This window comes from Catellatospora chokoriensis (assembly GCF_011297315.1).
Taxonomy (GTDB): domain Bacteria; phylum Actinomycetota; class Actinomycetes; order Mycobacteriales; family Micromonosporaceae; genus Catellatospora; species Catellatospora citrea.
Genome location: NZ_JAAOTI010000003.1, coordinates 378925 through 398376, shown reverse-complemented (window position 1 = coordinate 398376; position 19452 = coordinate 378925). Strand labels below are relative to the sequence as shown.

18 protein-coding genes are annotated in these 19452 nt (G+C 70.2%); 8 read left to right on the top strand and 10 right to left on the bottom strand.

The window, feature by feature from the left end:
• Positions 1 to 16 precede the first annotated feature (16 nt).
• Positions 17 to 1921, bottom strand: coding sequence for a multicopper oxidase family protein (locus HAV39_RS06785; protein WP_191838309.1), 1905 nt, complete (start codon positions 1919 to 1921; stop codon positions 17 to 19).
• Between the two features lie 248 nt (positions 1922 to 2169).
• Here HAV39_RS06785 and HAV39_RS06780 point away from each other — a divergent pair, with 248 nt between their 5' ends.
• Together HAV39_RS06780 and HAV39_RS06775 are read left to right on the top strand one after the other, a co-directional pair.
• Positions 2170 to 2502 carry a hypothetical protein gene (locus HAV39_RS06780; protein ID WP_191838308.1) on the top strand — a complete coding sequence of 111 codons (333 nt, stop codon included), beginning with the start codon at positions 2170 to 2172 and terminating at the stop codon, positions 2500 to 2502.
• A gap of 46 nt (positions 2503 to 2548) precedes the next feature.
• Positions 2549 to 3619, top strand: a complete 1071-nt coding sequence (locus HAV39_RS06775; RefSeq protein ID WP_308440909.1) for an NAD-dependent epimerase/dehydratase family protein — start codon at positions 2549 to 2551, stop codon at positions 3617 to 3619.
• Between the two features lie 107 nt (positions 3620 to 3726).
• Here the strand turns inward: HAV39_RS06775 and HAV39_RS06770 are convergent, their stop codons facing one another.
• The 3 genes from HAV39_RS06770 to HAV39_RS06760 all read right to left on the bottom strand — a co-directional run bounded on the left by HAV39_RS06770 (position 3727) and on the right by HAV39_RS06760 (position 7714).
• Positions 3727 to 4632: a metallophosphoesterase family protein gene (locus HAV39_RS06770; protein ID WP_239120826.1), complete on the bottom strand. Its 906-nt coding sequence runs from the start codon at positions 4630 to 4632 to the stop codon at positions 3727 to 3729.
• 181 nt (positions 4633 to 4813) lie between these two features.
• The gene (locus tag HAV39_RS06765; RefSeq protein ID WP_191838307.1) at positions 4814 to 6277 is read right to left on the bottom strand and encodes an RICIN domain-containing protein; all 1464 of its coding nucleotides are present in this window, start codon (positions 6275 to 6277) and stop codon (positions 4814 to 4816) included.
• Positions 6278 to 6310: 33 nt separating this feature from the next.
• Complete coding sequence (locus HAV39_RS06760) at positions 6311 to 7714, bottom strand: RICIN domain-containing protein (RefSeq protein ID WP_239120831.1); 1404 nt, start codon at positions 7712 to 7714, stop codon at positions 6311 to 6313.
• A 582-nt stretch (positions 7715 to 8296) separates the two neighbouring features.
• Here HAV39_RS06760 and HAV39_RS06755 point away from each other — a divergent pair.
• Positions 8297 to 9610 (top strand): RICIN domain-containing protein, encoded by a 1314-nt coding sequence (locus HAV39_RS06755; RefSeq protein WP_191838306.1) that lies wholly within the window; start codon positions 8297 to 8299, stop codon positions 9608 to 9610.
• A gap of 84 nt (positions 9611 to 9694) precedes the next feature.
• On the opposite strand, the gene HAV39_RS06750 is transcribed toward HAV39_RS06755, so the two are convergent.
• Positions 9695 to 10906, bottom strand: coding sequence for an MFS transporter (locus HAV39_RS06750; RefSeq protein WP_191838305.1), 1212 nt, complete (start codon positions 10904 to 10906; stop codon positions 9695 to 9697).
• A gap of 119 nt (positions 10907 to 11025) precedes the next feature.
• On the opposite strand from HAV39_RS06750, the gene HAV39_RS06745 reads away from it, so the two are divergent.
• The 3 genes from HAV39_RS06745 to HAV39_RS06735 all read left to right on the top strand — a co-directional run bounded on the left by HAV39_RS06745 (position 11026) and on the right by HAV39_RS06735 (position 13088).
• The gene (locus tag HAV39_RS06745; protein WP_239120825.1) at positions 11026 to 11949 is read left to right on the top strand and encodes an ArsR/SmtB family transcription factor; all 924 of its coding nucleotides are present in this window, start codon (positions 11026 to 11028) and stop codon (positions 11947 to 11949) included.
• Between the two features lie 81 nt (positions 11950 to 12030).
• Positions 12031 to 12588, top strand: a complete 558-nt coding sequence (locus tag HAV39_RS06740) for a GNAT family N-acetyltransferase (protein ID WP_191838303.1) — start codon at positions 12031 to 12033, stop codon at positions 12586 to 12588.
• Between the two features lie 50 nt (positions 12589 to 12638).
• Positions 12639 to 13088: a GNAT family N-acetyltransferase gene (locus HAV39_RS06735; protein WP_191838302.1), complete on the top strand. Its 450-nt coding sequence runs from the start codon at positions 12639 to 12641 to the stop codon at positions 13086 to 13088.
• Between the two features lie 39 nt (positions 13089 to 13127).
• Here the strand turns inward: HAV39_RS06735 and HAV39_RS06730 are convergent, their stop codons facing one another.
• Positions 13128 to 13853, bottom strand: a complete 726-nt coding sequence (locus HAV39_RS06730) for an SDR family oxidoreductase (protein WP_191838301.1) — start codon at positions 13851 to 13853, stop codon at positions 13128 to 13130.
• 368 nt (positions 13854 to 14221) lie between these two features.
• Here HAV39_RS06730 and HAV39_RS06725 point away from each other — a divergent pair, with 368 nt between their 5' ends.
• Positions 14222 to 14896, top strand: a complete 675-nt coding sequence (locus HAV39_RS06725; RefSeq protein WP_191838300.1) for a hypothetical protein — start codon at positions 14222 to 14224, stop codon at positions 14894 to 14896.
• A gap of 82 nt (positions 14897 to 14978) precedes the next feature.
• Entirely contained in the window at positions 14979 to 15569 is a 591-nt protein-coding gene (locus HAV39_RS06720; protein ID WP_191838299.1) for a hypothetical protein, read from the top strand.
• A 1-nt stretch (position 15570) separates the two neighbouring features.
• On the opposite strand, the gene HAV39_RS06715 is transcribed toward HAV39_RS06720, so the two are convergent.
• The 4 genes from HAV39_RS06715 to HAV39_RS06700 all read right to left on the bottom strand — a co-directional run bounded on the left by HAV39_RS06715 (position 15571) and on the right by HAV39_RS06700 (position 19295).
• On the bottom strand, positions 15571 to 15879 hold the full coding sequence (locus tag HAV39_RS06715) for a hypothetical protein (RefSeq protein WP_191838298.1): 309 nt from the start codon (positions 15877 to 15879) through the stop codon (positions 15571 to 15573).
• Positions 15880 to 15956: 77 nt separating this feature from the next.
• Positions 15957 to 16511 (bottom strand): hypothetical protein, encoded by a 555-nt coding sequence (locus HAV39_RS06710; RefSeq protein ID WP_191838297.1) that lies wholly within the window; start codon positions 16509 to 16511, stop codon positions 15957 to 15959.
• Positions 16512 to 16569: 58 nt separating this feature from the next.
• Complete coding sequence (locus HAV39_RS06705; RefSeq protein WP_191838296.1) at positions 16570 to 17793, bottom strand: urease accessory protein UreH domain-containing protein; 1224 nt, start codon at positions 17791 to 17793, stop codon at positions 16570 to 16572.
• Between the two features lie 158 nt (positions 17794 to 17951).
• A complete protein-coding gene (locus HAV39_RS06700; protein ID WP_191838295.1) occupies positions 17952 to 19295 on the bottom strand; it encodes a golvesin C-terminal-like domain-containing protein in 1344 nt (447 codons plus the stop codon).
• Positions 19296 to 19452: the final 157 nt, after the last annotated feature.

Genomic DNA, 19452 nt, shown 5'->3' with positions numbered 1-19452 from the left:
AGACCACCGCACCCGGTCAGCCCACCCGGAACGGCCGCATCATGTCGTTGTCCTCGTGCTCGAGCAGGTGACAGTGCCACACGTAGCGCCCGGCCAGGTCGAAGGTCGCCTTCACCCGCGTGATCTCGCCCGGGAAGGTCAGGACGGTGTCCTTCGTGCCACGGTCGCCCGGCCGCGGCGGCTGCGTGCCGTCCTTGCCGCGGCCGAGCACCTCGAACTGCACCACGTGGAGGTGGATCGGGTGGGCGTGGGCGCTCCAGTTGTGCAGCTCCCAGATCTCGGTGGCGTGCAGCGCCGGCCGCTCGGTGATCGGGTCGTGCCAGTGCTGCGGCTTGGCGTGCCCGTCCGCGTCGATCGTGCACAGCATCATCTTGATCGACTGGTCGTCTCCCAGCTGCTCGTCCAGGGCCAGCTTCCGGGTCCGGGACGCACGGCCCAGCGGCCGGATCCGGGGCAGTTCCAGATGCTCCGGCGGGACGCTGCGGTCTTTGCCGGTCAGTCGGCCGACCGTGAACTTCATGACCTGGCCGGTGGTGGCCGGATCCGACGGGTCGAAGTTGTCGCCGCAGAGCTCGTCCGGGCCTTCGTTGACGAGGTACAGCTCAGTGCCCTCACGCAGGCCGGTGAAGTCCACGATGACGTCGGCGCGCTCGGCCGGGCCGAGCAGCAGCTGCCGTAGTGACACCGGCTCGGGCAGGAACCCGCCGTCGTTGCCGATCTGCCAGATCGGCAGGGCCGCGGGCGCCGGGCGCGGCGCCAGCCGTTCCGTCACGAGCTTCATGATCAGCACGCGGCTGTTGCAGCCGTTGAGCAGACGCAGCCGGTAGCGGCGCGGTTCGACCTCCAGCACCGGCCAGGTGCTGCCGTTGACCGTCATGGTGTTCGCGAGGAACGCCGGGTTCCAGATCGGAGGGAACGGGCCGTTCGGGACGTACGGTCCCGCATCGTCGGTGAAGGCGCGGCTGGCGGGGTAGAACAGCGAGCCGTCGGCGTTGAAGGAGCGGTCCTGCACCATCAGGGGGATCTCGTAGTAGCGGGTGCCGGGCCGGTCGTTCGGCCCCGGCGCGGGCCCCGGGAGCACGCCGGGCGCGAGATCCCCGGAGCCGCCGCGCAGCAGGAAGAACCCGGACAGGCCGGCGTACACGTTGACGCGGGTCATGCCGAGGGTGTGGTCGTGATACCACAGCGTCGCCGCGCGCTGGTCGTTGCCGTAGTGGAACGTCGCGGTGCCCGGCTTCCAGGCCGCGCCGTGGCGCTGCGCGAACTCGTCGCCGAACTCGTCGTAGAAGCTGCCCGCGGTGGCGTGGCCGCGCGGGATGTCGCGCGCCTCCGGCAGGTACCACGCCTCCGGATACCCGCAGCTGTCCTGCAGCGAACGCCCCCCGTGCAGGTGCGTGACGATCGGCACCGGCCCCCGGTACGGACCCGGCGTCGCGGTGAACGCGGGCCGGGTGTCCCGGCCGGTGCTGCCGCCCGGCGGGTTGGCCCAGTGCAGCGTCGGGTCCACCGCCAGCAGGTGCGGGCGGTAGCCGCCGTCGGCGTCGACGAGCTCATTGGCCCAGGTGACCCGCACGGGACGGTCCACCCTCGCCTCGATGGTGGCCGACGGCGTGCGGAAGCTGCGCGGATTCGACCCGTCGCCGTAGCCCCACACGGTGGTCCGCGGCATGCCCCGCGGCAGGATCTGCTGGCGGAACTGGCGCACGCCGACCAGGTAGTGGTCCGGCCCGCCCGCCTCGCGGCGCGCCGGCGCCAGCACCGGCAGCACCGCCAGCGGCGTGACGTACTTGCGGATCTTGTTCGGGTTCAACGTGCTTTTTCGGCCCTGACCCGCCGCCCAGGCCCAGCCCGCCTGCTGGGAGAGCGCGGCGGCGGCGCCCATGGCCGCCGTCGCCTGAAGAATCCGCCTGCGGTCGACCATGTCGCACACCCTCCACCGCTTCCGCGGCGCTCCCGAACCTGTTGCGGAGCAGTCCCCACCCCGCTTGGCCACCACCCCGCGGACGGCGCCTGCCAGGAGGAACGAGCAAGTCGACCTTGGGAAACGACGCGATCTCCAGCTCGCCCGCGCGGTGCGTCGGAGGCGGCGAAGCGGCCGGCCGGGGGGTAGCCCCCGGTCATACCCGGGGGTCGGCCGCATGGTCCGGCGCGGCCCGCCGCGCGAGGCTCATGGCGAACGGCATCCAGGTGTTACTGCTCGTCACGGCCGTCCTGAGCATCCTGGCGGCAAGGCGCGGCCTGCTGCGCGACGAACGGGTCCGTGCCCGGCTGGTGGGTGTCGCCGCGTGCGGCTACACCGGTGTGTTCGCGGTGCTCACGTGGCAGGCCAGGCGCGGCCAGTCGGTGATCCACCCCGACGCGGCAACGGTGCTGGCCTTCGCGGGGGTGGCGGTGGCCGTTCTGGTGGCAGTCATGGTGGTGGTCACCGCCGCGCGAAGGAACACCTCATCCGCGCGGGACGCCGCCGGCACCGCGGAGACGGCGTCGCCGGCCCTGCGCTGAGGCCGATCCGTCTCGCACCTCGCCGGGCCGTCACCGCGCATACGCCGTGCGCGAACGCATACGAGCACAGCGCGGGGTCCGGGCTACTGTTCCGGCCGTGACAGGGACAGCGTTGGTGCTTGGAGCTTCCGGACAGGTCGGGACCGCGGTCGTGGCAGCGTTGGCGAACGACGGCTGGCAGGTGTCCGCGGGCGCCCGTCGGGCGGCCGTCTGGCCCGACGGTGTCCGCGGCGTGCAGGTGGACCGCGACGATGACGAGTCCCTCGCCGCGGCGGTCGGCGGCGGCTTCGACGTGCTCGTGGACTGCGTGGCCTACACCGAGGCCCATGGCCGGCAGCTGGCGGGTCTCGCCGACAGGCTCGGCACGGCCGTCGTCCTGTCGAGCTTCTCGGTGTACGCCGACGCCCGTGGCCACTCCCTCGACGAGGCGACCGGCCCTGACGACTTCCCGGTGCTGCCCCTACCGGTCCCGGAGGACCAGGCCACGGTGCCGGCAGGGCCGTCGACGTACTCGACCAGCAAGGTCGCGCTGGAGAACGTGCTGCTCGACAGCGCCCTGCCGGTGACCGTGCTGCGGCCGGGCGCGATCGCCGGACCCGGCAGCGTGTTCCCCCGCGAGTGGTGGTTCGTCAAACGCGCGCTGGACTCCCGTCCTGTCCAGGTGCTCAGCCACGACGGGCAGAGCCGGTTTCACACGACCAGCACGGCCAACCTCGCCGAACTGATCCGTCTGGCCGCGCACCGACCCGGCCGCCGGGTCCTCAATGCCGCGGACCCGCGGGCCGTCACCGTCCGCGAGATCGCCTCGACCATCAACGGCCTGCTCGACCACCATCCCGAGGAGATCCTGATCCCGGGACGCGACACCACGGGTATCGGCGACACACCATGGTCGGTGCCGTATCCCTATGTCATGGACATGACCGCTGCCGAGCGGCTGTTGGGCTACCGGCCGGTGACCGACTACCTGGCCGCACTGCCCGCTCTCGTCGAGTGGATCACCGAAACCACGCGGCGGGTCGACTGGCGCGACGCCTTCCCGGTCTTCCTCCGCGCCTGCGGCGAGAAGGCGTTCGACTACGCCCCTGAAGACGCCTGGCTCGCCGCCAGGACCTGACGGCACAGGTTCCAGCGGTCTGACCAGGATTCGGGCGTCGACGGTCAGGACGCGCAGGGGGCGGGCCCGCGCCGAGCACGGGCCCGCGAGGCAGGTACGACAGTGGCTCAGTGGCAGGTGCCGGTGCCGCTGTCGGTGTAGGTCTTGCCGGCCTGGGGGACGAACTGCCAGTCGTAGCTGTCGGCGTGCAGGGTGAACTTGAGCACGCCCAGGGTGCCGGTGTTGCGGGCCTGGCTGTTGGGCTGGATCGTGCCGAAGCCGTACGCGCCCGCGCCGCCCATGCCCGCCACGAACGAGCGCAGCCCGCGGGCGCTGTCCGCCGCGCCGCTGGGGTTCATCGGCGCGAAGCGCTCGTACTGGTGGTTGTGGCCCCACACCACGACGTCGGCGTTGTAGTCGTACAGCGCCTGGTACAGCGGCCGGGTGGAGGTGGACGGCGCGTGGTTGGCGCCCGAGGTGAACAGCGGGTGGTGCCAGTAGGCGAGGGTGCACGGCTTGGTGCTGGCCGCGAGGTCGTTGCGCAGCCAGGTCACCTGAGCCGAACCCGACGTCATGCTGATGTTCGAGTTCAGCGACACGATGTGCCAGTTGCCCAGGTCGTAGGAGTAGTACCCGCGACCGGACGGGCCGGCGACCGAGCCGAAGTAGCCGTAGTAGCCGCTGGCGCCGGAGGTGTTGTAGTCGTGGTTGCCCGGTGCCGGGCGGGTGCGCGCCTTGTGCCGGCCCCACGTCGGGTTGTAGTAGGAGTTGAACTCCGAGCTCGTGCCGTTGTTGTAGACGTTGTCGCCGGTGGTGAACACGGTGCCCGAGATGCCGTCGAGCAGTGCCGCGGTGGCGGTGTCGCCCGAGCCCGAGGTCGCGATGTCGCCGGCCCCGACCAGCACCGGGTCGGCGGCGGCCGCGGCCGGTGCGGCGGTGCTCGCGGAGGTGGTCAGCGCGATCGCGGCCGTGGCGGCGACCAGCACGAGCGCCGTGCCCGTGATCGTGGCGGCGCGGATGCGTCGGATGCCCATCACGTGGTCCCTTCTGGGAGAGTGATGGCTGTTTATTTAGACAGCCGACAATGAAACGTAGGCATGCGCCTGGACTTCCGGGACACGTCAGGGTGAACGCCATGCGTGCTCGACATGGCTTCTCGCCTTACCGCGAAGGCGGCGGCCGTGGCACCGGCCGCCGCCCTGCGTCCCGAGTGGGTCAGACCTGCGTACGCGTCCACTGCTGGTTGGCCGCGCTCGCGCAGGTGTACTGCTGGATGTCGGCGCCGTCACCGGTCCCCGAGCTCACCACGTCGAGGCACTTGCCACTGTGCCGTGCCCTGAGCTGGAAGCCGCTGCCACTGGCGACCCACTGCCACTGCTGGTTGGTTCCGGTCCCGCAGGCGTACTGGATGATGTTGGCGCCGTTGGCGGTCGAGCCGCTGGCCACGTCGAGGCACTTGCCGCTGTGCATGTTCCGGAGCCGGTAGTAGCCGCCGCCGGCGTCCTCGAACGCCCACTTCTGGTTCGCGCCGCTGTTCCAGGTGTACTGCTTCACCTCGGCGCTGTCGGCCGTCGACTGGCCGATGACGTCCATCACCTTGCCGCTGTTGACGTTGGTGACCCGGTAGTAGGTCGCCGGAGCGGGGACGGCCGGAGGCGTGGCGATGCTGACGTTCATGCCCCACGAGTGCTGGACCAACTTCTTGCCGGACTGGTTGGTGATGCTCACCGACAGGTTGGTGCCGCTGCCGCCCAGGCCGAACATGCTGTAGGTGTCGTTGATGCGTACGCCCGGCCAGTACACGCTGCCCAGGCCGAGCTGGCGCGCCGCTGCCGACGTGCCGCGGATGAACGAGATGAACAGGTCGCTGCTGGGGGATTCGTAGTTCTTGCCGTTGGTCATCTCAGCGCCCCACTCGGTGATGATGACCCGGTCGGCGTAACTGCCGACGCTGGACACCAGGCCGTTGTAGAACTGCGCCTCGGTGGTGTAGTCGTTGTTGAAGAACTTGTACGTGTGGCGCGAGATGTAGGTGCCGTTGAAGCGGCTGTCGCTGCCGATCGTGATGAGGCCCGTGTTGTAGCCGGACCCGCTGATGATGATGCGGCCCTTCGGCACGGCGGCGTACGTCGACAGCCACTGCGCCGCGAGGTTCTTCCAGGCGTCGGCGCTGTAGCCGTACGGCTCGTTGAAGGGCTCGAAGTAGACGTGCCCGGCGCTGCCGTAGGCGTTGACGATGGTCTGCCACATCGACCAGAACTGGGTGTCGTTGTCCACGGTCCCGTCGCGGTCGCTGGCGGCCTCCCAGTAGCTGAGGATGATCTTGTAGCCGACCTGGCCGGCGGCGTCGATGATGCCGCGGTAGGAGTTCCAGTAGCTTCCCGAGACGGTCGCGTAGTTCACGGGGATGCGCACCGTGTTGGTGTTGAAGTTGGCGGTGGCGCTGTTGAGCACGCTGGTCGCCTTGGCCACCGTTGTGGCGTAGCTGTCGGCGGTGGACAGTCCGCCCAGCACCAACGTGTCGTCGACGAAGTTGTCCCGTTGGTCGGCCCAGTTGAAGCCGCGGAAGTCGTTGGTGGCGGCCGAGGCCGGGGAAGCGGCGACGGCGACGGCCAGGACCGCGGTGACGGCGGCCAGCAGTACGGCGCTGCCGGCCGCGAGCATGCGTTTGGTGTTCAAGGAGTCCTCCACATGGTGTGCCGACGGCACGGGTCAGGCCGTGGTCCGCGACCACTGCTGGTTGTTACCGCTGCCGCAGGTGTACTGCTGGATGTCGGCGCCGTCGCCGGTTCCGGAGTTCACGACGTCGAGGCACTTGCCGCTGTGCCGCGCCTTGATCTGGAAGTAGCTGCCGAGCGCGGCCCACTGCCACTGCTGGTTGGTGCCGGCGCCGCAGGTGTACTGGATGACGTTCGCGCCGTCGGCGGACGAGGCGCCCGCCACGTCGAGGCACTTGCCGCTGTTCTGGTTGACGATCCGGAAGTAGCCGCCGCCGGCGTCCTCGAACTGCCACCGCTGGTTGCCGCCGCCGTTCCAGGTGTACTGCTTCACCTCGGCGTTGTTCGCGGTCGAGTTGCTGACGACGTCCATGACCTTGCCGCTGTTGCGGTTGGTCACGCGGTAGTAGGTGGGCGAGAGCCCGGTGACGGTGCCCGCGGCGGCGTCGACGGTGATCTGCGGATGCCAGTTCATGCTCATGGTGGTGCTGCTGGGGAACGTGAGCGGCAGCCAGACGTACTGCGAGTCGTTGACCGGCCCGCCCCACGCGCCGGCCCACCGGTCGCCCAGATAGAGATAGCTGGTGCCCGCGGTGCCCGTGATCGGCAGCACGAATGTCGGCTGGGAGCTGTAGGTGGTGGAGTTGCCGACGTTGGTCCAGCCCGACCACGGGCCGGAGATGCTCGACGCGGTGGCGTACTTCGCCTGGTTGGGGCTCCAGCCCGTCGCGGCCGAGGTCAGCATGAAGTAGGTGCTGCCGCGCTTGAACAGCGCCGGCGCCTCGCGGTGGGCGTCGTTCCAGAAGTTGCCGACCACCGACGCGATGCCCAGGAAGTCCGGGGTGAGGCGGTAGATCATGAGGTCGTAGTTCTCGTCGGCGGCGGAGATCATGTAGCCGACGCCGTTGTCGTTGTAGATCGTGATGTCGCGCGACATGTACGTGCCCTGTGGGCGGAAACTGCCCTGGTAGGTGTAGTTGCCGTCGACGGTGCTGGAGACCGCGACCGCCGCGCGGGCCTCGCCGTAGTCGGCGCCGTTCTCCTTGTGCATCCACATCACGTACTTGCCGGTGGCGGCGTTGTACATGACCTTCGGCCGCTCGATGTTGGCCGAGGCGAGCTCGGACGCCGAGGACTGGGTCAGCACGTTGTTGCGGAACTCCCAGTTCTTCAGGTCCGTCGAGCGGTACACGGAGACGGCGTAGAAGTGGTTGTCGGCGGTCCGGTTCTCGCCGAACCAGTAGTAGTAGCCGCCGTCCTTGAGGATGCCGCCGCCGTGGGCGTGCACGATGTTGCCGTTGGTGGCGGTGAACTGGACGCCGTTGGTGATGGTCACCGGCGCGGCGTCGGCCGGGCCGGCGAGGGCGACGAGCCCGGCCAGCGCGGGCGCCAGCAGGATGGTGACGGCCCGGACAATGGCGCGCCGTCGGCTTCGGGGACGGATCGAGGGGTGCACTCTGCTTCACCCTTCCATGTGGGGGAGAGCTGTGGCCTGCCCGAATCACGTGTGGTGAATCGTTTCAGCAGGCGGATTCGGGTGTGCCTTCCTTCCGCCGGCGTGCCGTCCGGGTGATGGGAAAGTCGTCGACGGGCGCGGAACAGCGATGCGTGGGGGAGCGACGTGCCCGGCCGTCACATGTCGGCAATGTTTACGCAAACATTGGCGTGGACAGATGATGCCATCGGGGTCCAGTCGCGTCAAGGGTTCGTCGAACGATCGCGACCTGTGAGCGCTCCCTCGCGGCAAGGTGCGACCGGCAGGTCGAATATGGACGATGCGAACTGGGAATGTCGCGACACCGTGCGCATGGTGCGAGTCCTTGACGGTCTTGGATGTTATCGGTCACACTCGACTCGCCGTAACATCCTCGAAACCCATGTTTCTTCCGTCGGGCCGCACGTCGAGCACCAATGTTTACGTAAACATTTAGGACCGCAGGTCAGCCGAGCCGCGGGCTGACCTGACGAGATCGGAGTACACGTGAGAATCACCGCACCGCACCGGCTTGCGCGGGTGCTGGCCGCAGCGCTGCTCGGCATCGTCGCCGGCACCGTCGTGACAGCGGCCCCGGCGTCCGCCGCGACGTCGTTCGTGTACGCCACGTTCAAGGGCGACGCCGTCGCCGACGAGGAGCTGTGGCTGTACTCGTCGACGAACGGCACCAGCTTCGGCGTCCTGGCCGACACGAACTACCGCGGCCCGTCCGGTGTGCTGCGCGACCCGAGCATCATCAACTACAACGGCAAGTACTACGTGGCCTACACCGTCCAGTCCTGGACCACGAACTCGACGTCGTTCAACATCGCCTCCAGCACCGATCTGCTGACATGGACGCACGTGGCCACCGTCAACTCGGGCATCACCAGCACGAAGTTCGTCTGGGCACCCGAGTTCTACGTGGAGGGCAGCACCGTCCGCATCATCGCGAGCGTGGCGCAGACGACCTGCTCCGCGTGCTTCCGGCCCTACGTCTACACGGCGCAGAACGCCGCCCTCACCTCGTGGGGCGGGCCGGTGCAGATGGACGGGCTGGGCTTCAACCACATCGACACGTTCGTGGCGAAGTCCGGCAGCACCTACCACGCGTTCGTCAAGAACGAGACGTCCAAGTTCATCGAGCACTGGACCAGCACGACCAGCGTCACCAGCGGCTGGACCAACCAGGGCACGCTGTGGACTTCGGGATACGAGGGGCCGTCCCTGGCGCAGATGACCGACGGCACCTGGCGCATCTACGTCGACAAGTACACCAACGGCGGGATCTGGACCGCGACCAGCTCGAACCTCAACAGCTGGACCGGTCTGAGCGCGGTCGCGTGCGCCGGCTGCCGGCACGGCACCGTGGTGCGGACCGAGTCGCTGTCGACCGGACCGGCCTTCACCTCCACCGCGGTGGCGCAGCACAGCGGCAAGTGTGTCGACGCGGTCGACACGACCGCCGCCAACCAGCTGCGGCAGAACACCTGCACCGGCGCGTCGCCGCAGTCGTGGCGGTTCGAGCCCGTGGGCGTGGACACCTACACGATCATCAACGCGGGCAGCGGCCTGTGCGTCGACGTGGACGGCGGCTCCACCGCCAACAACGCGAAGATCATCCAGTGGACCTGCAACGGAGCCGCCAACCAGACGTTCCAGCTGAGCCTGGTCTCCGCCAAGGTCTACCGGCTCGTCTCCGTCAGCAGCGGCAAGTGCGTCGACGTGACGAGCGCGTCCACCGCCGACGGCGCCACCCTGATCCAGTACACCTGCGGCAGCGGGACCAACCAGCGGTTCAACCTCGCCGGTCACCCCTGACCCGCGGCGCGACCCCGCATGCTGTGCCGGACGGGGGCATCCGTCCGGCACAGCACGCCCCCCGGCGAGGGTGCCGGCGGCAGGTCACGTGCCGACCGGCGCCGCCTGCCCGGCCGCGACCGCCGGCACCGTGACCGGCCGGGCGTGCCGCAGGCTCCGCGTGAGCAGCAGCGTCACGGCCAGCGACAGGCCGGCCAGCAGTGCCACCGCCCGGTGCGTCGGCATCACGTCGGCGAGCGCTCCCGCCATGGCCGCGAAGACCGCCTGCCCGGTCATCATCCCGTTCTGCTGCAGGCCGAGCGTCTGTCCGCGGGCCTCCGGCGGGGAGCGGTCGATCAGCCACTCCTGCATCGGCAGCGAGGCCGCGAAGCCGACCGAGGCGACCAGCGCGAGCAGCATCGCCGGCGGCAGGTCCGGGTGCAGCAGGAACGCGAGGTAGGGCAGGGGAAGCAGGAACCGCAGCGGCTGGACACAGCGGCGGCGGGCGGCCGGGGACAGGAACCGGCCCACCACGATGTCGCCGGTGAGCATGCCGAGCGCACCGGCGGCGAACAGGAAACCGGCCCGGTCACCGGCGTACGGCAGGAACAGGGCCTCGCAGCCGACGACCAGGCCGCCGGGCAGCCACAGGTTGAGGTAGAGCGCCCGGCGTCCCCGGTCGGCCCACAGTTCCCGGTTGATCCGCATGGTCCGGCCGAGCGAGGCCCGCTCGCCGGCCCTGGCCGGCCGTTCCCGCAGGCCGAACCACGTCATCGCCGCCGCCAGCGCCCGCAGCGCGGTCGCTATCAGGAACACCTGGTACGGGGTGAGCCAGACCAGCAGCAGCCCGCCCGCCCCGAAGCCGGCGATCTGCATCACGCCGACGCTGGCGTTCATCGTCGAGCGGGCCAGCACGTACCCGCCGGGCGGCATGATGTCGTTGAGCAGCGACCAGCGCGCGCCACCGGTGATCGACCCGAGGTACGCGACGAGCAGGATGACGGCGAGCCGCAGCCCGATCGGCAGTTCCGGGACGGCCTGGACCGCGGTGCCGGCGAGCGCGACCAGCGCGGCGAGGGTCAACGCCCGGCGCGGCGGCAGGCTGTCCGCCGCCGAGAGCAGGGTCAGGCTGCCGAGCACGCCGGCCAGCGGCGCCCCGAACATGCTCAGCGCGGTCAGCGCCGCCGAACCGGTCACGGCGTAGGTCAGCGAGCCGAGGGCCAGCGCGGAGCTGGTGTGCGCGGCGATGCCGGCGCAGTTGGCCAGGAAGAGGCTGCGGAACTCGCGGATGGCGAACAGCTCCGAATATGTTCTCACCTTCCTGATGCTCGGGTGCCCCGGAACGGGTCCGTTAGAGTTACGGCTGGAGGCGAAACGTGGGTGTCTGGCAAGTACCGGTGGATCTGCTCGCACGCAGCCGCTTCACCATCTCGCCGATGACCGACACCGTCGCGGCGCTGCTGTCGCTGCACCGGCCGCGCCGTCCGTGGCAGCACGCCTGGCGGCGGCCGTACGCAGCCGCCTACGAGCAGATGCTGGCCCGGCGGCCGGTGGTGCGGGCGCTGGTGGTGGCGGCGTTCGGGCGCCGGTACATGGCCGACTTCCTCACCCTGGCGCCCGCGTCGGCGACCCCGACGTTCGCCGAGGAACTCGCGGCCGTCATGGCACGCCCTGACGAGCAGATTCGTGCCGACCTGCGGGCGACCCGGCCGGGGCCGCTCGACGGCGTGCTGTCGGTCGACGGGCTGACGCGGGAGGCGGCGTTCGTGCTGGACTGGGTCTGGACGCACACCGTCCGTCCGGAGTGGGCGGTGCGCGAGCAGCGGCTGCGGGCCGATGTCGTGGCACGTACCGCCCGGCTCAGCACCGAGGGCTGGGCAGGCGTCTTCCCCGACCTGGCGGACACCATGCAGTGGCTCGGCGACGGCCGGCTGCGCGTCAACGACCTGCCCGACCCGCCGCTCCCGCTCGACCAGGCCGAGCAGTTGAGCTTCGTCCCGGCGCACTGCGGCCACGGCTGGGTGCTGTGGGACCAGCCCACGCGCTTCGGCATGGTCTACCCGGTCCGTGGCGTTCTCGCCGACACCGTCCCGCCCGCGCCGGACGGGCTGGATCGGCTCATCGGCCCGAACCGGGCGGCCATCCTCCGGCGGCTGGGCACACCGGTGAGCACCTCGCACCTTGCCGCGCTCACCGGGCTGTCCCTCGGGTCGGTCAGCGACCACCTCCGGGTGCTGCTCGACGCTGGGGCGGTGACCAAGCAGCGGTCCGGACGTGAGGTGCTCTACTGGCGCACCGCGTTCGGCGCCGTCCTGGCCGACAGGTCGGCCGTCCCACCGGCCCCGGGCCGTCCGGACTGACCCGTCGTGCCGACGAGGCGTACACGGCGGCTTCGACGGAAACGACGTGCTCGCGCGGACGGCATCGTTCATCATCGTCTCGTGGTTGATGCCGAGGCGCACATGACGAGTACGAGCCGACTGGCGCTGCGGGTGCCTGTGCCCGCCGATCTGGAGCGGTTGTTCGACCTCTACGCGGATCCGCGAGTCTGGGGTCCGGACCCGCTGAGCCGCCACGACGACCCGGGCCAGACCGAACGGATGATCGGGAACTGGCGGGCGGCATGGGAGCGCGATGGTCTGGGCATGTGGACCGCCTGGGCCGGTGACGAGTTCGTGGGGATCGGCGGCTGCTTCGTACGCTGCGGCGTCGCCTGGAATCTCGGCTTCCGCCTGCGCCCGGCATACTGGGGTCGCGGCTACGCGCAGGAGGTCAGCGCGGCGGCGATCTCTGCCGCACACCGGCGACGCGCCGAGCTTCCCATCACCGCGTACCTGCTCGAAGGCAACGATCAGTCGCTGCGAGCGGTCGAGCGGACCGGCCTGAGCCGTGTCTGGCGAGGACCGGACGCGGGCAATCCCGACGCGGCGGCGATCCGGCTGCTCTACAGCGACCAGCCGTTGTCACCGGGCGCGCTGAAAGCCCTCACCGAAGTCTGACGCCGGAAATCAGGTCGCCGGGCCCGCATGCGGCCGCTATCGTCCGCCGCATGCGACTGGAACAGATCACCCCGGACAACTATGCGGCGGCCCTTGAGCTGGCCGTTCGCCCCGATCAGCAGGATCTGGTCGCGCCGGTGGTCAAGTCGCTGGCCGAGGCCTATGTCTTCGCCGGCATGGCCTGGCCGAGGCTGATCTACGACGGCGACCGCTTGGTCGGCTTCGTGATGGCCTTCCTCGACTACGCCTGGGCCGGCAATCCCGACGACCTGCGCTCGGGCCTCTGGCGGCTGAACATCGCGGCCGACGCCCAGGGCAACGGCTACGGCCGTTTCGCTGTCGAAGCCGTGTCCGGCGAGATTCGCGCCCGTGGCGGCACCCGCACCTACGTCAGCTGGGCGCCCCGCGCCGGAGGTCCCGAGGAGTTCTACCTGAAGCTGGGCTTCCGGCCGACCGGCGAGCAGAGCGGTGGCCAGACCGTCGGCGTCCTGGACCTCTGAACCTGTGCCGGGTCCGGCGACGTTCGGGCCGGTCAGGCCCTAGACGAGAACCGCGCCGCCGTCGACGAGGATCGACGTGCCGGTCGCCATCGGCTGCTCCATCGCGTAAAGGTAGGCCAGGGCCACCTCGGACGGCTCGCCGACCCGGCCCACGGGCAGCGTCGCGGCGATGCCGTCGTACATGGCCTGCTGCTCCTCGGCCGACATGCTCGTCCACAACGGGCTGCGGGTGACTCCGGGCGCGACCAGGTTGACCCGGATCGGGGCGAGTTCCAGGGCCAGCTCGCGGGTCAGTGCCTCCATGGCGCCGCAGATGCTCGCCCCGAGTGACCAGCCCGGCCCCGGACGCTGACCGGCGTTGCCTCCGGTCAGCACGACCGAGCCGGACGGCCGCAGGGCGTGGGCGGCGGTCACCGCGCGGAGGACGGCGAGGGCGCCGAAGTAGCGGGTCCGCCAGAAGTCGTGGGCGATCTCCGGGGTCAGGTCGGCCAGCATGGTGAGCCGCAGCGGCTCGCCTGCCGTGTAGACCAGGTGGTCGATCGTGCCGGCCCGCTCGACGAGCTGGTCGATCGAGTCGGGGTCGGCGAGGTCGACGGTGCCGCCCTCGGCGCTCGCGGGCAGCAGGGCGAGTGCCCGGTCGACGCTCGCCCGGGTCCGGGACGCGACGATCGGGGTGGCGCCCCGCTCGGCGACGGCCCGCGCGACCGCCAGGCCCAGGCCCGAAGTGCCACCGACCAGCAGGACGCGGGTGCCCTCGAACGCCATGGCTCCATCCTCGCGCGTACACCTGCCGGGACGGGCGGGTATCGGAGCCGGTGGATCGCCGCACCTTCCCCGCCTGGATGTGCTGGGCAGGGTCGGCACGAGCTGGTCCGAAAAGCGGCGAATTGTGGACGAAAGGTTGGAATATCAACCCAAATGCCGCGCCGCGCGGCGTTGCTGATCGCAACGCTTCGGCTACCCACCGACGATGGCCAGGTGAATGTGGGCGGACCGCGACGCGGACGGCGCCGGGCCTCGGCGTCGTCACCACCGCCGCCGACGTTCACGTTTGAGGAAGGCTTCGCCGGGGAACGTGAGGGCGCCCATACGTCTGGCTGGGCGTGCTCTGCCGTCTGCGCCAGGAGGGGTTCATGAACGGTAAGGACACCGAAGCGGTCCGGTCCGGCGCGAGCCCGGACGGGAGCGTCGGCGCCGACGGCAGCCACGTCCAGGGTGACATCGTGCGGGTGCTGGCCGGTGCTGACATGGTGGCCGCGCACACCGTCTATCCCTCGCTCGGGCCGGACGGCTTCGTGGGCTTCGACATCTTCCGTATGCAGGACGGCTCCCCGGCCGAGCACTGGCGCGCGGCACAGCCCCTCGCGGCCCACAGCGCCAACGGCCACAGCCAGTTCGACGGACCGGCGCAGGTGCTGTATCCGGGTCAGGTCGCGACGACCCGCAAGGTCGTCGACTACTACGTCGACCGCGTCCTGCTCGCCCGCGACCACGACCTGCTGTGCCGGTTCGTCGTCACCGACCTCGTCCAGCACGACCCGGCCCTCGGCAACGGCATAGGTCCCATGTGGGCGGCCCTGACCGAGGCGGACGTCCGCTACACGCGCCATACGGTGACCGTCGCCGACGGAGAGTTCGCACTGACCGCCTGCACCGGCTCCGTCAACGACACACCGACCGCCTTCTACGACCTGTACCGCCTCGAACACGCCATGATCGCCGAGCACTGGAACGTGATCACCATGCCGTCGCAGCCGATGCCGTATTCGGTGATCCATCCGCGGCCGGGCCCGGAGGCTCGACCTTAGCCCCGACGCGGCCGTGCTCTTCGAGGGGCCGCGGCGAGCTGTCCCGTCAGGTATGGTCGCGCCGCACGGCTGGGGAGGGTGGATGAGAAGGCGCTGGTGGGTCGGCCTGGTGGCGGTGGCCCTTGTCGCGGCGGGGTTGGTGGTCGCGTACCGGCGGCGGATCGCTCCGCCTTACGAGACCGTGACCGGTGAGCCGTACACCATCGCGTTGGACGCGAACGGCTGCCCGATGATTCCGGAGCGCCCGCGTTTCGTGGACGCGCCGGGTGAGCTGGTGCCGCCGGATCCGGTGGAGGTGGTGCTCTGCTCCCTGCCGACGGAGCTCCTCCCGCCGAGCGCAGTGCCGAGCGTCCCGCTGAAGCGGGTGCTCACTGCCGGAGCGGCCGAATTCGCGGCGATCCTGAACCGGCTGCCCGACCGCAACGCCGCCTGGCGCGACTGGCAGCGACGCCACAGTGGACTGTGGCCGGATTCGGCATCCTCCCGGGTGACCGTGTGCCCGGCGATCGGCTACGAGTACGACTTCACCTACCTGCTGCGATACGCGGACCGGCCGCCCGTGGCCCTGGTTTCCACGTGTGACACCGGCGGGCTGACCACCGGTGCCCGCACCCGGATCGACGTGGCCAGGCCCCACGTGATGGACGAGTTCGTCCGCCTCTCGCAGACCTGAGCTACAACGTTCTGGCGATGGTGAGCTTTCCGCGGCGGTGGAAGCGCGGTGCGCGGTACTCCACGACCGTCTGCGCGCCCAGCTCGACGACGGCGCTCGCCTCGGCTTGGCCGAAGGGCTCGCCTCTGTTCGGGACGACCCGCACCGCGACCCGGTGCGGCCCGGCGGCGACGGCCACGGAGTGCGTGCCCCAGGTCCGGACCAGCTGGTCCACCCCGTCGACGGTCAGCTGGGGCGTGCTCGTCCGGTACAGCCGGGTCAACGACGGGTGCGCCAGCGTCACCCGCAGCATCCCCTGGCCGATCGACACGGAAACCTCCTTGAGCACCATCATCGCCGCACGCGGCGTGCCGGTGGGCCGGTTCGCCGTCGACAGGTCGCGAACCGTCAGGCACAGGCGGCCGTGACGGCATTCCCGGCGGACCGCATCGCGGGCGAGTCGATCACGGCCTTGAGCTTCGCCTGCTCGCCGTCGGACCCTTCGACCGCGACGATCGCCTGCTCGACCGCCAACTGGTACGCGGAGAGCTTCGCCTTGAGCCGCGGGTCGGCGGTGAGTTCGGCGGCGGCGGCCACGCCCGTGTGCATGGCGGTGAAGGCCGTGTTCAGGTCGTTGGTGGCCTTGGCCAGGTCCTCCCGTGACAGCCCGCTGCGGCCGAGTGCCGTCGCCACGGGCGCGAGCGCGTCCATGGCGCTCCTGCGAGCACCCGCCACCGCATCGCACGCGGGGACGGTCTGCTGACCGGGCGTGCCCGCGGGCACGGCTGAGGCGGAGAGCACGCCCGCCCCGGTGGTCGCGGTGGGGCCGGCGGTGGTGGCCGGTCCGGCAGGCATGGTCAGGCCGGGGGAGGCGGCCGGCGTGCCCTCGCCGCACGCGGCCGCTCCCGCAAGCGTGAGACCGGCAAGAACAGTGCCGAGAAGACGGCGTAGGTCAGGTCGCACGGAACTTCCCTTCTGCCCGCTCCGCTGACCGGGCGGGACATGGTGGGGACGGCTCGGGTCAGCTGGCGAACGCGGCGCGGGCGGCCAGGCCGAAGCCGACCACGATGATGACCGACGCGGTCGCCTCCGCCGGCACGGTGAGCCGGCCGAGCCACGCCCAGCGGTCGCGTGCCCGCAGCAGCAGCAGTCCGGCGGCGGTGAGCATGGCCGCCATGCCCAGGCCGTACACGATGATCAGGACGATGCCGAACCAGAGGCGGCCCAGCGCTGCCGCGCCGAGCAGCACGACCAGTGCCGTGGGGCTGGGCACCAGGCCACCGGCGACGCCGAGGGCGGCCAGGCTGCCCCGGCGGCCGTCGTGATGGTGGTGGTGATGGTGGTGGTCGTGCGGCGTGCCGTGGGCGTGGGCGTGGTGGTGGGCGTGCCGGTGGCGCAGGCCGCTGACGAGGATGCCGACTCCCACGACGGTGATCAGGACGCCGCTGGCCACGCCGAGCCATCTGAGCACGGATTCGGCGGCCAGGCCCGCGAACGCGGTGGTGGCGAGGCCGAGGATCAGCACGCCGGCGGTGTGGGTGAGCGTGACGGTGCCGCCGACGATGACCGCGTCGCGCCGCCGCCCCTGCCGTCCGGCCAGGTACAGGGCCATCACGGTCTTGCCATGGCCCGGCAGTGCCGCGTGCGCCGCGCCCAGCAAGGCCGCGAACAGCACGGCGAGCAGCAGGACCCGCGGTGACGGATCTCCGATGGCGCCGGTGAGCCAAGCCTCACCGCGCTCCAGCCAGCTTCGTTGCGGCGGGGCAGGGGTGGGGTCGGCGGCGGCGTCGGCTCCGGAGTGGAGGGTCAGCTGCGCCGACCGCTCGTACGGCGGCAGGTCCGCCGGGGGCGGGACGCCGACGCCGGCCAGCACGATCTGGTTGGCGCCGACCCGATCCGTCAGGTATCCGTTCGCCACCGAGACGGTCGCCGCCGCGTCCGGCTCGGCCGGGGCGGACAGCCTGCAGGTGAGCCGGCTGGTCTCCAGGCCCGGGTTGCCCTGCCGTTTCAACTCCTGTGACTGGACGGTCCACTGCAGCGGTGTCTGCCCGATGCGGGCGTCCAGCTTGCCGGCGAAGGCGGCGCAGTCGGGCGTGAGCTGCTTGGCGGCCACCTCGCCGACGTCGAGCACGGCGACCACGTCGACGCGGTCGGGGTGCAGCGTCACCTCGACCAGCTGGTCGACCGAGAACGGGGTCAGCGGGTGGGCGGCGATGGCCGCACCGAGCAGGATCGTGAGGATCACGGGACACACTCCGTGGCGGTTGTTGGCTCACGCGGTCGGCGGCGGGCGGATCTGCCGTCGCGCGTTCCGGCGGATGCTGCGGCCAGGTGTGGAGGCGCGTCGGTCCCGCCGCACCCCCACACCCGGGCGGTGCACTTGCACGTACGGATGGTGCCGGGTCAGCTGATACGGGTGACCTTCACGGCGTCGGCGATGACGTATCCGGTGCCGGCGGTCCAGCGACTGACGCCCACCTTGTTGTCGTCACCGGCGGCCAGCGTGAAGTTGCCGAGGGAGACCCACTTGCCGCCGTTGGCCCGCTGATTGACGTTCACCACCTGGTTGCCGCTCGGCGTCACGACGATGTAAGGCGTCGCGTCGTTGTATCCGGCGTTGGCCGAGTACCACACGGCGACCTGATAGGTGCCCGTCGCCGGGATGTTCACCTTGTACCAGGCCGGATCGCTGACGGACAGCGGGTCGGCGAAGCGGTAGTCCGCGCCGTAGCGCTGGGTCGAGTAGGTAGAGGTGCCCCAGTTCGCGCTCGCGGTGAACCGGTCCGCCGTCGTGTTGTCGACGATGGTGCTCCACGCCGGCGGGATCAGGTCGATGTTGCTGAGCACGAACTGGTTCGCCGCGTCGGTCTTGTACGTGTTGAGGAAGGGGGAGTAGGTCTTGACGTCCAGGGTCTTGTTGTTCGGGTCGACCGTCATGATGCGCAGGAAGCTGTTGGGGTCGCGCTGGGAGGCGTTCTGGTAGTCGGCCTGGATCTGGTGGACGGTGTTGCCGTTCGTGCCCTGCTGGGTGATCACCCCGGCGTTGACGTAGTGGCCGGAGAACGTGAACCGGAAGTTGGCCTGCTTGCTGACCAGGTTGGTCCACAGGTTGGTGCCGTTGGTGTCCTTGGTGACGCCGTTCTGGTAGGCGTGGGTGACCAGGATGGCGTTGTGGTGGGGGTGCGCGGACACCACCGAGTTCGCCCACGTGATCTCCGCGGCGCTGGGCGCGTACTTCATCGCCACCACCAGCCAGTCCACGCCGCCCGCGGTGAAGGTGTGGTAGGTGTTGTCGTTCTGGTTGGCGGGGTAGGTCCCGCCGAACGACGGCAGACCGGTGAAGGTGGACCGCGGGTAGTGGGTGTTGTACCTCGTCGCCGCGCGGGTGGTGGTCGAGTCGAGGTCGTGGTTGCCCGGTCCGATGATGTAGGGCACGTCGTCGGTGGGCAGGCCCATCGCGCTCTTGCTGTTGTTCCACTGGGCGAGCTGGTCGGAGTTGTCGACGACGTCACCGACGTGCAGCACGTACTTGATGTTCCGGGCGGTCCGCTGGTCGTCCACCCACTGCATCTGCGCCCGGAACACCTCGGGCCAGTACTCGGAGGCGTACTGGGTGTCGGGCAGCATCACGATGGTGAAGGTCTCCGCGGCCAGTTCCTGCGCCGGTGCGGCAGGGCCCGGTAAGACCGTCGCCATGAGCACGGCGAGGACCGTGCCGAGAACGCGGCTGGTCTTGATGATCCTCATTCATTCCTTCCTTCCTCGGTCTGTGGAGCAGGACCGCGGCACGGCGAGGCAACGGGATCCGTCCACATCGCACTGATGAAGGAAGTTTCCGGGCGAGCGAAGTATCGTGCAACTAATCTCTAGTGATTGATTTAGATTCGTTATAGGCTGTCGTCAC